This window comes from Trinickia sp., from assembly GCF_051961175.1.
Classification (GTDB): Bacteria; Pseudomonadota; Gammaproteobacteria; order Burkholderiales; family Burkholderiaceae; genus Trinickia.
Window position 1 is genome coordinate 1 of record NZ_JBQCDN010000242.1, and the last position, 8,927, is coordinate 8,927.

Genomic DNA, 8,927 nt, shown 5'->3' on the forward strand with positions numbered 1-8,927 from the left:
ATCCGGCCTACCCGGCTTCGATCGCCTCGCCCGATACGTCCACCTATCCATTCGATCCGATCACCCATGACTACCGCTGAGCCGTCTCGATTGCGCGCGCATCGCGCTGCGCCGGACACGCCGGACACGCCGGACACGCCAGGGCGCTCCGGCCCGTCCGGCGCCCCGGCTGCGCCGAGTGCATCGTCGTCGCCCAACGCATCGCTGGAAGCCACGCCGGCGCGCGCCCTTGGCGAATTCATCCGTGCCCATCGCGAACGCCTGACGCCGGCCGCCGTCGGTCTGCCGCCGGGCCCGCGCCGGCGCACGCCGGGGCTGCGCCGCGAGGAAGTCGCCCAAATGTGCGGCGTGAGTCCGACCTGGTACACGTGGATCGAGCAAGGGCGCCCCGTCTCGGCTTCGGCCGACGCCCTCGCGCGCATCGCCGTCGCCCTGCGGCTCTCGCGCGCCGAGCGCGGTTACCTGTTCGAACTCGCCGGCGAGCGCGATCCGGCCGAGCCGACGCCCGCGTCGAACGACGCGCCGGCGGCGCTCATCGCGACAGTGGGCCTCATTGACGCCCCGGCCTACGTGCTCGATCGGCAATGGAACGCGCTGGCTTGGAATACGCACGCGGCCGAGCTCTTCGTGGGCTGGCTCGACGGCCCGCCCGACCCGGCGCGCGAGCGCAATTTATTGCGCTTCACGTTCACCGAGCCGGCCGCGCGCACGCTCATCGTCGATTGGGAAACGCGCGCGCGGCGGCTCGTTGCCGAATTTCGCGCCGATTCGATCCGGCATCTGAACGACGGCCCCACGCGCGCCCTGATCGACGCGCTCAGCGCTGACAGCGAGGCATTCGTCGGCTTTTGGTCGTCGCAGGACGTCGGCGAGCGTGAAGGCGGCTCCCGGGCGTTCGATCATCCGCGGCAGGGGCGGGTCGTGTACAACCAGATCACGCTGCGGCCTGCCCATCGCGAGGATTTGCTGCTCGTCGTGCTCGTGCGCGCCTGAAACGCGGAGCGGCGCGTCCGCACCGGCGTGCGTCGGCGTGCGTCGGCGTGCGCAGGCGTGCGCAGGCGGTAAGATAGCGCCCAACGTACACGACGGCCCCGACGCCGCCTTATGACCACCTTGCCCAACGAACCCACGCCGCCCGTGCTTGCGGCTCTGCTCGCGCGCGTCGCCGAGCAGGACGCCAGCGCGCTGCGCACGCTCTACGAGCTCACCAGCGCGAAACTGTTTGGCGTTGCGCTGCGTATATTGGTGAAGCGCGAATGGGCGGAGGAAGCCTTGCAGGAGTCGTTCGTCAATATCTGGCGCTATGCGGGCGATTACCGCGAGGCGCTTGCGGCGCCGCTCACGTGGATGGCCGCCATCGTCCGCAATCGCGCGCTCGACTTTTTGCGCCGGCAAAAGGCCAGTGCGTCCGACGGCTCGGCGTTGACGACCGAATGGAGCGACACGCTCGACGAAGTCATCGCCGGCGACGAGCGCGACCCGGCCGAGTCGGCGCTTTTGTCCGAACAAGCGAAGTTGCTCGCGGTCTGCATGTCGCGCCTCGACGCGAGCCAGCGTCAAGCCGTCGCGCTCGCCTATCTGCGCGATCAGAGCCATAGCGAGATTGCGGAGCAGCTGTCCGTGCCGCTCGGGACGATCAAGTCCTGGGTGCGGCGCGGCCTTGAAAAACTGAAGATTTGCATGGGGGGCAAGTGAGATGACGACCCTCACGTTCATTCCGTTCATATTCCCGCGAGGAGGCTTTAGCCTCTCTTCGCGTGGCCGGACGGGAGACTGACATGGACTTGCACCGTTATCCCGATCTAATCGACCGTCTCGCCGGAGAATACGCGCTTGGGGTATTGCGCGGGGGCGCGCGCAAGCGCTTCGAGACGCTGGCCAGCCGCGACCATCATGTGCGCGAAGCGATCGAGCGCTGGCAGGCACGTATCGGGGCGATGACCGAACTGGCGCCGAGCGTTGCGGCACCCGCGAGCGTGTGGGAAGGCGTCGAGCGCAGGCTCGGGCTCTCGGCCGCCGCTCAGGCGGCTCAGGCGGCTCAAGCGGCTCAAGCCGCGACCGCGCGGACGCCCGCACGGCCGGGCGCCATGCGTGCCGAGCGGAGTGCGGCTCGCGCACGCTGGTTCGACTCCTTGACGTTCTGGCGCGGCTGGTCGATCGGTGCGACGGGGCTGGCGCTCGCCGCTGTTGTTGCGCTGGCGGTGACGTTGCGGCCGTTCGCGCCCGAAGGCGTACCCTCGGATCAAACTCAGCAAACCGCGGAGGCAAGGCAGCCAAGCGGTGCGAAGATCGAGCGCGTGGCGTACGTCGCCGCGCTCGTGCCGCCCGATCAACCGAAAAGCGCGACGATGGCGTTCGTGATGTGGGACGACAAGAACGCGATGGTCAGCGTGCATCGTATGACGGGCGGCAATGCGCCGCCGCCCGGCAAGAGCGAGCAACTCTGGGGTGTGATGCGCGACGGCAAGATGGTGTCGCTTGGGATGCTGCCGGCCGGTGAAGTCGTCTCCATGAAAGTTCATGGGATGAACGTCTACGCGAAGATTGCCGTCTCGGTCGAGCCAATGGGCGGCTCGCGGCGTGCGGACGGGCCGACCGGCCCCGTCGTCTGCGAAGGCTCGTTGATGGCGACGGCTTAGTTCGCCGCTTGGCCTGCTTGGCCTGCTTGGCCTGCTTGGCCTGCTTGGCCCGCTGCCCGGTTGGCTGCCCGGTTGGCTGCTTAGTCCACCCTCCAGCCGGCCCTTTGTCATGCGGATTCCCTGCTGGCTCGTCAAGGCGGCAAGCCGCTCGGGCGGCGGTGATAAAATCGAGCGCTTATCCGCCGCTTCGGCTTAGCCACTTCGGCCTACCTTCTCACCGCCCATCATCATGACGTCTCAACTGCACAAAAAAGGCGAAGCCTGGTCGGCTCGCTTCTCGGAGCCGATGTCGGAGCTCGTCAAGCGCTACACCTCGTCGGTGTTCTTCGATAAGCGCATGGCGCTCGTCGACATCGAAGGCTCCCTCGCGCACGCGAAGATGCTGGCTGCGCAAAAGATCATCGCCGCGGCCGATCTCGAAGCGATCGAGCGCGGCATGGCGCAAATCAAAGGGGAAATCGAGCGCGGCGAATTCGTCTGGCAGCTCGATCTCGAAGACGTCCACCTGAATATCGAAGCACGCCTGACCGCGCTGATTGGCGATGCCGGCAAGCGCCTGCATACGGGCCGCTCGCGCAACGATCAAGTCGCCACCGATATCCGCCTGTGGCTGCGCGGCGAAATTGATCGCATTGGCGGGCTGATCAAGGATTTGCGCGTTGCCCTCGTCGATATGGCCGAGCAGCATGCGGAAACAATCATGCCGGGCTTCACGCACTTGCAAGTCGCGCAGCCGGTCACGTTCGGCCATCATCTGCTGGCCTACGTTGAGATGTTCGGCCGCGATGCCGAGCGCATGCGCGATTGCCGTACGCGCGTCAATCGCTTGCCGCTCGGCGCGGCCGCGCTCGCCGGCACGAGCTATCCGATCGATCGGCATGCGGTGGCGAAGACGCTCGGTTTCGACGGTATCTGCGCGAACTCGCTCGACGCCGTGTCCGATCGTGACTTCGCGATCGAATTCACGGCTGCGGCGGCGCTCGTCATGACGCACGTCTCGCGTTTGTCGGAAGAGCTGGTGCTGTGGATGAGCCCGCGTGTGGGCTTCATCGATCTGGCCGACCGCTTCTGCACGGGTTCGTCGATCATGCCGCAGAAGAAGAATCCCGACGTACCCGAGTTGGCGCGTGGGAAGACGGGCCGTGTGAATGGCCATTTGATGGCTTTGTTGACGCTAATGAAGGGCCAGCCGCTCGCCTACAACAAGGACAATCAGGAAGACAAAGAGCCGCTGTTCGACACGGTCGATACCGTTGCCGATACGTTGCGGATTTTTGCCGAGATGGTGGCGGGTATCACCGTGAAACCTGAAGCGATGCGTGCCGCGGCACTGCAAGGATTTTCGACGGCGACGGATCTGGCCGATTACCTGGTCAAGCGCGGCCTGCCGTTCCGCGACGCGCATGAGGCTGTCGCTCATGCGGTGCGGATCTGCGACGATCGCGGATGTGATCTGGCCGATCTGACGCTCGATGAAATGCGTACGGAGCTGCCGAACGTCGCGCATTTGATCGGCGAGGACGTGTTCGGGTATTTGACGCTGGAAGGGTCCGTGGCAAGCCGCAACCATCCGGGTGGCACGGCACCTGAGCAGGTGCATGCGGCTGTTCAAGCGGTACGAAAGACGCTGTAAGCGCAGAAGCGCGACGGCGGGCTCGGCAGACAGTCGACGCCGTCGCGCTGGATTTCGGCGTATCGGCGGTACGCTCTCCTCTCCTCTTCCCCTCTACAGGTGACTTGCGCAAACGGTCACCTCGTCCTGACCCTTCTGTAGCGCCCCCAAGGTACCCGCGCCCGTTGTTTGGTCTGAAAATCGTGCACCTATGAGTGTCTTGAACCGCAAGTCGCCTACCATCGCCGACATCTCTTAGGATCATTCGGCAAAGGGGCGACACCTTGAACATTCTTTATGCGCCGGTCGCTCCGCTCCGGAAACACGGCTGCTTCGAGTACGGCGATACGGACGGCCACGGGAGAACGCACGTGCTCGCTTCGACCGCGTCTGCTGAGCCGATCTACGCCTACCTCGCAGGGTAGCGATGCTAGAGCAAGTCCATGTCACTCCTGACGGGGTGAAATATAGGTTAGTCGCAATTCGGGCGAGCACTCCGGCAATGGAACCGCAGCTCAAGGTGCTTCGCGCTCAGACGGCGACCGTCGAGGTGATTATCAGCGATTCGCGGCTCGCTAAGTTTGGATCGCAATTCGGGCATGCGGCAATTATCGTGAACGGCATAGCCTACTCCCGAGCGCCTACAAGGTACGATGCAAAGAGAACATACGCCGAGTACGTTAGTGACCAACGGAACTTTCGAGATTCGACTGGCTACGTACTGCGGGTTTCCCCACAGGAAGAAAGAGCGATTGAAGCGGAGCTGAAGCGCCGTGTGGAAGCCTCCAACCACGATCCCGTGCGCCACAGTTACAGCCTCCTGGGGAATAGCTGTTCGTCGAATGTAGCTGACGTGCTGCGCCAAGTGGGAATTCTCGCCCATGATCCGCGAGGATTTGGCATAGTCAGCCCAGCAGACCTCGCGGTGGGCCTGTCCCACTCCAAACGAGTAAAGGAAAAGCGGTTTTATCGCAAAATCGGATCATGACAAACTTTCGTTTATCGGGTGCAATTGCAATCGCGCTCCTAATTTGCGCTTGTTCCGAGCAGCCAAGCGGCATCTGGGTTGCGGCGAAGGCAACCCCAGTCTACGCATCCAATGACGACGCAGAAACGAGAACGCTGTTTACCCTACGGCCTGGCGACGCTTGTACGCCGCTGCGCATGATAGAGATGAAGGTGTATCAGCATACGGAAATCGAATGCGAAAAAGGGCGCGGCTGGGTGACGGGCAAACACAACTTCAATATCAAAGCCGCCGCTTGATCTGCCTGCGTCAACTGTTGCAATCGGCCCATCTCCGTGCAAACGAATCGGCTATGTCGTAAAGCGAACTATGACAAACCTTCGTCCGGCGGCTAGCATCGCAATCGGGCTTCTCATTTCGGCTTGCTCGAGCCGGCCGGGCGAACGATGGGTGGCGACGGAGGAAACGCCGGTTTAACGCCAGCTGCCCCCCTCAATCATTCCCCACCGTCTCCGACAAGCGCTTGATCGTCGCCACGCGTTCGCCGATGAGATCCACACGCTCAGCTTCGGTACCCAGCGGCGCGGTGGCATCGAAGTACGCCTTCCACGCGCGCTGCGCGCGCAGGAGCGCCGGCCGCGCGCGAGCGGGCAACTTATCCCGCAGCGCCCGCTCATAGCGCCGCAAATCGAACTGCGCATGCTCGCAGGCCGCATCGACATTGCACGGGCGCATCCGCTCGTCATGCGCGCGCGCGTCGTCGCTTTGCGCGCGCGACGCAACAGGGCTCGAAACAGCCGGCGCGTCCGAGCCCACGCGGGCCCCTGAAGCCATCGCTGCAACCGCACCCGACATCATTCCCGAAGTTGCCGCCGATGCCCCCGATGCAGCCGATGTGGGAGCAGCAGGAGCCGCCGCCGGCGGCGGCGCAAAACGCGACGCCACATGCCGAAGCGCGAGCGCGCGATCGCGCACCGACTGCAGCTGCATGTTCGCTTGCGTAATCGAATAGGTGCTGCCGCGCGTCGTCGCGAAGACTGCACGCAACAGCGGCGCCTCTTCCTTGCGCCAAGCGAGCCAATGATTCTGGCTGTCCTGCCAGCCGCGCCGCGCCGCATCGGGGGCAGTGCCCTCGATCGAGCGCATCGCGCTATCGATCGCCGCTTGCCACGCATCGCGCGCGGCCTCGATGCATTGCACCTGCCCCGGTGTCGACGAACGATCCGCACGGGCCGAGCAGTTTTGCATCGCCGTATCGATTGGATCAGCACGCGCCGCCTCGGCATGCGCCGCAAGCGGCGCCCCGGACAGGGCGACGAGCAACGCGCATCGCAGGACCGATTCCGCGAACGCGCGGAGAGGATTCTTCGACTTCAGCATCGTCAAACGCGCACGCAATCGACGAAATACTCGGTGCGCCCGCCCGCCGTTTCCGCTACGAGGCCATGAATATCCGTCGAGAAACCCGGGAAGCGCTCGTTGAATTCGCGCGCGAACCGCAGATAGTTGACGATCGTCTTGTTGAAGCGCTCGCCCGGAATCAGCAACGGAATGCCCGGAGGATAGGGCGTCAGCAAAATGCTGGTCACGCGCCCCTCGAGTTCGTCGATCGGCACACGATCGATCTCGCGGTGCGCGAGCTTCGCGAATGCGTCGGACGGCTTCATCGCCGGCTCCATGTTCGACAAGTACATTTCCGTCGTCAGGCGCGCGATGTCGTTCGCGCGATAAACGCTGTGGATCGCCTGGCACAGATCGCGCAGGCCCATGCGCTCGTAGGCCGGATGCTGCGCGACGAACTCGGGCAGCACGCGCCACAACGGCTGATTCGTATCGTAGTCGTCCTTGAACTGCTGCAGCTCGGTCACCATCGAATTCCAACGGCCCTTCGTGATGCCGATCGTGAACATGATGAAGAACGAGTACAAGCCCGTCTTTTCGACGATGATGCCGTGCTCGGCCAGATACTTCGTCACGATCGCCGCCGGAATGCCCGTTTCGCCGAAGTCGCCCGCCATGTCCAGCCCCGGCGTCACGATCGTCGCCTTGATGGGATCGAGCATGTTAAAGCCGTCGGCCAGCGGGCCGAAGCCGTGCCATGGGTCTTCGGCGCGCAGGATCCAATCCTCGCGCGAGCCGATCCCTTCGTCAGCCAGCGCCTCGGGGCCCCAGACCTGGAAGAACCAATCTTCGCCGTACTCGGCATCGACCTTGCGCATTGCGCGGCGGAAGTCGAGCGCCTCGGCGATCGATTCTTCGACGAGTGCTGTACCGCCAGGCGGCTCCATCATCGCAGCGGCGACGTCGCACGAGGCGATGATCGCGTACTGCGGGCTCGTCGACGTATGCATCAGATACGCTTCGTTGAACCGGTGCCGATCGAATACGCCATGCTCCGAGTCCTGCACGACGATCTGCGACGCCTGCGAAATGCCGGCGAGCAGTTTGTGCGTCGAATGCGTCGCGAACACGAGCGCGCCCGTACGCGGACGCCCGGCGCCGATCGCGTGCATGTCCTGATAGAACGGGTGAAACTCGGCATGCGGCAGCCACGCTTCGTCAAAATGCAGCGTATCGAGGAAATCGCCGAGCAATTCCTTGATCATCTCGACGTTGTAGACCACACCGTCGTACGTGCTTTGCGTGATCGTCAGAATGCGCGGCTTCAGGTTCGGATTCTTTTCGAGGGCCTCGCGCGCAAACGGGTTCGCCAGGATCTTCTTGCGGATGTTCTCAGGCTTGAATTCGTCGCGCGGGATCGGGCCGATGATGCCGAAGTTGTTGCGCGTCGGCGTGAGGAACACCGGAATCGCGCCGGTCATCGTAATCGCGTGCAGGATCGATTTGTGGCAGTTGCGATCGACGACGACGATATCGCCCGGCGCAACGGTTGCGTGCCAGACGATCTTGTTCGACGTCGACGTGCCGTTCGTGACGAAAAACAGGTGATCGGCGCTGAAGATGCGCGCGGCATTGCGCTCGGAAGCCGCCACCGGCCCAATGTGATCGAGCAACTGCCCAAGTTCGTCAACGGCATTGCACACGTCCGCGCGCAGCATGTTTTCGCCGAAGAACTGGTGGAACATCTGCCCAAGCGGGCTCTTCAGGAACGCGACGCCGCCCGAGTGCCCCGGGCAGTGCCACGAGTACGAGCCTTCGTCGGCGTACTTGACGAGTTCCTTGAAGAACGGCGGCGACAGCGAATCGAGGTACACCTTCGCCTCGCGCACGATGTGGCGCGCGACGAATTCCGGGGTGTCCTCGAACATGTGAATGAAGCCGTGCAGCTCGCGCAGGATATCGTTCGGCAGATGGCGCGAGGTGCGCGTTTCGCCGTACAGGAAGATCGGAATATCGGCGTTGCGGCGGCGCACCTCGGTAACGAACGCGCGCAACTCGAGAATAGCCGTCGCCAGTTCGGGCAGTTCCCCATCCGGTCCCGTCTCGCCCAGCATGAGTTCGTCGTCGTCGAGCGACAGAATGAAACATGACGCACGGCTCGATTGCTGCGCGAACGAAGTCAGGTCGCCGTAGCTCGTCAGGCCGAGCACTTCGACACCCTCCCCTTCGATCGCTTCCGCCAGCGCGCGGATGCCCGAGCCGGAAATGTTCTCGGAGCGGAAATCTTCGTCGATGATGACGACGGGGAAACGAAACTTCATGGGCGAATTCTCCAAAGACTAGTGCCCTGGGTTGGGAGTTTCTTGAT

The 8,927-nt window shown here is 63.7% G+C and carries 8 protein-coding genes; 6 read left to right on the forward strand and 2 right to left on the reverse strand.

Going from position 1 to position 8,927, the window contains the following annotated elements; translation table 11 throughout:
* The first annotated feature begins 66 nt into the window (after positions 1-66).
* The 6 genes from ACTHL0_RS14820 (at position 67) to ACTHL0_RS14845 (ending at position 5,517) form a co-directional block, all read left to right on the forward strand.
* Positions 67-993, forward strand: coding sequence for a helix-turn-helix transcriptional regulator (locus ACTHL0_RS14820; protein ID WP_440567565.1), 927 nt, complete (start codon positions 67-69; stop codon positions 991-993).
* 111 nt (positions 994-1,104) lie between these two features.
* Entirely contained in the window at positions 1,105-1,695 is a 591-nt protein-coding gene (locus ACTHL0_RS14825) for a sigma-70 family RNA polymerase sigma factor (protein WP_440567566.1), read from the forward strand.
* An 83-nt stretch (positions 1,696-1,778) separates the two neighbouring features.
* On the forward strand, positions 1,779-2,639 hold the full coding sequence (locus ACTHL0_RS14830; RefSeq protein ID WP_440567567.1) for an anti-sigma factor: 861 nt from the start codon (positions 1,779-1,781) through the stop codon (positions 2,637-2,639).
* Between the two features lie 229 nt (positions 2,640-2,868).
* A complete protein-coding gene (gene argH, locus ACTHL0_RS14835) occupies positions 2,869-4,272 on the forward strand; it encodes an argininosuccinate lyase (protein ID WP_440567568.1) in 1,404 nt (467 codons plus the stop codon).
* A gap of 481 nt (positions 4,273-4,753) precedes the next feature.
* The gene (locus ACTHL0_RS14840; RefSeq protein WP_440567569.1) at positions 4,754-5,239 is read left to right on the forward strand and encodes a hypothetical protein; all 486 of its coding nucleotides are present in this window, start codon (positions 4,754-4,756) and stop codon (positions 5,237-5,239) included.
* Positions 5,236-5,517, forward strand: a complete 282-nt coding sequence (locus ACTHL0_RS14845) for a hypothetical protein (RefSeq protein ID WP_440567570.1) — start codon at positions 5,236-5,238, stop codon at positions 5,515-5,517. Before ACTHL0_RS14840 ends, ACTHL0_RS14845 begins: the two co-directional genes overlap by 4 nt.
* Before the next feature lie 193 nt (positions 5,518-5,710).
* Here ACTHL0_RS14845 and ACTHL0_RS14850 read toward each other — a convergent pair whose 3' ends face one another.
* Complete coding sequence (locus ACTHL0_RS14850) at positions 5,711-6,598, reverse strand: lysozyme inhibitor LprI family protein (RefSeq protein ID WP_440567571.1); 888 nt, start codon at positions 6,596-6,598, stop codon at positions 5,711-5,713.
* A 2-nt stretch (positions 6,599-6,600) separates the two neighbouring features.
* A complete protein-coding gene (locus ACTHL0_RS14855; RefSeq protein WP_440567572.1) occupies positions 6,601-8,880 on the reverse strand; it encodes an Orn/Lys/Arg decarboxylase N-terminal domain-containing protein in 2,280 nt (759 codons plus the stop codon).
* Positions 8,881-8,927: the final 47 nt, after the last annotated feature.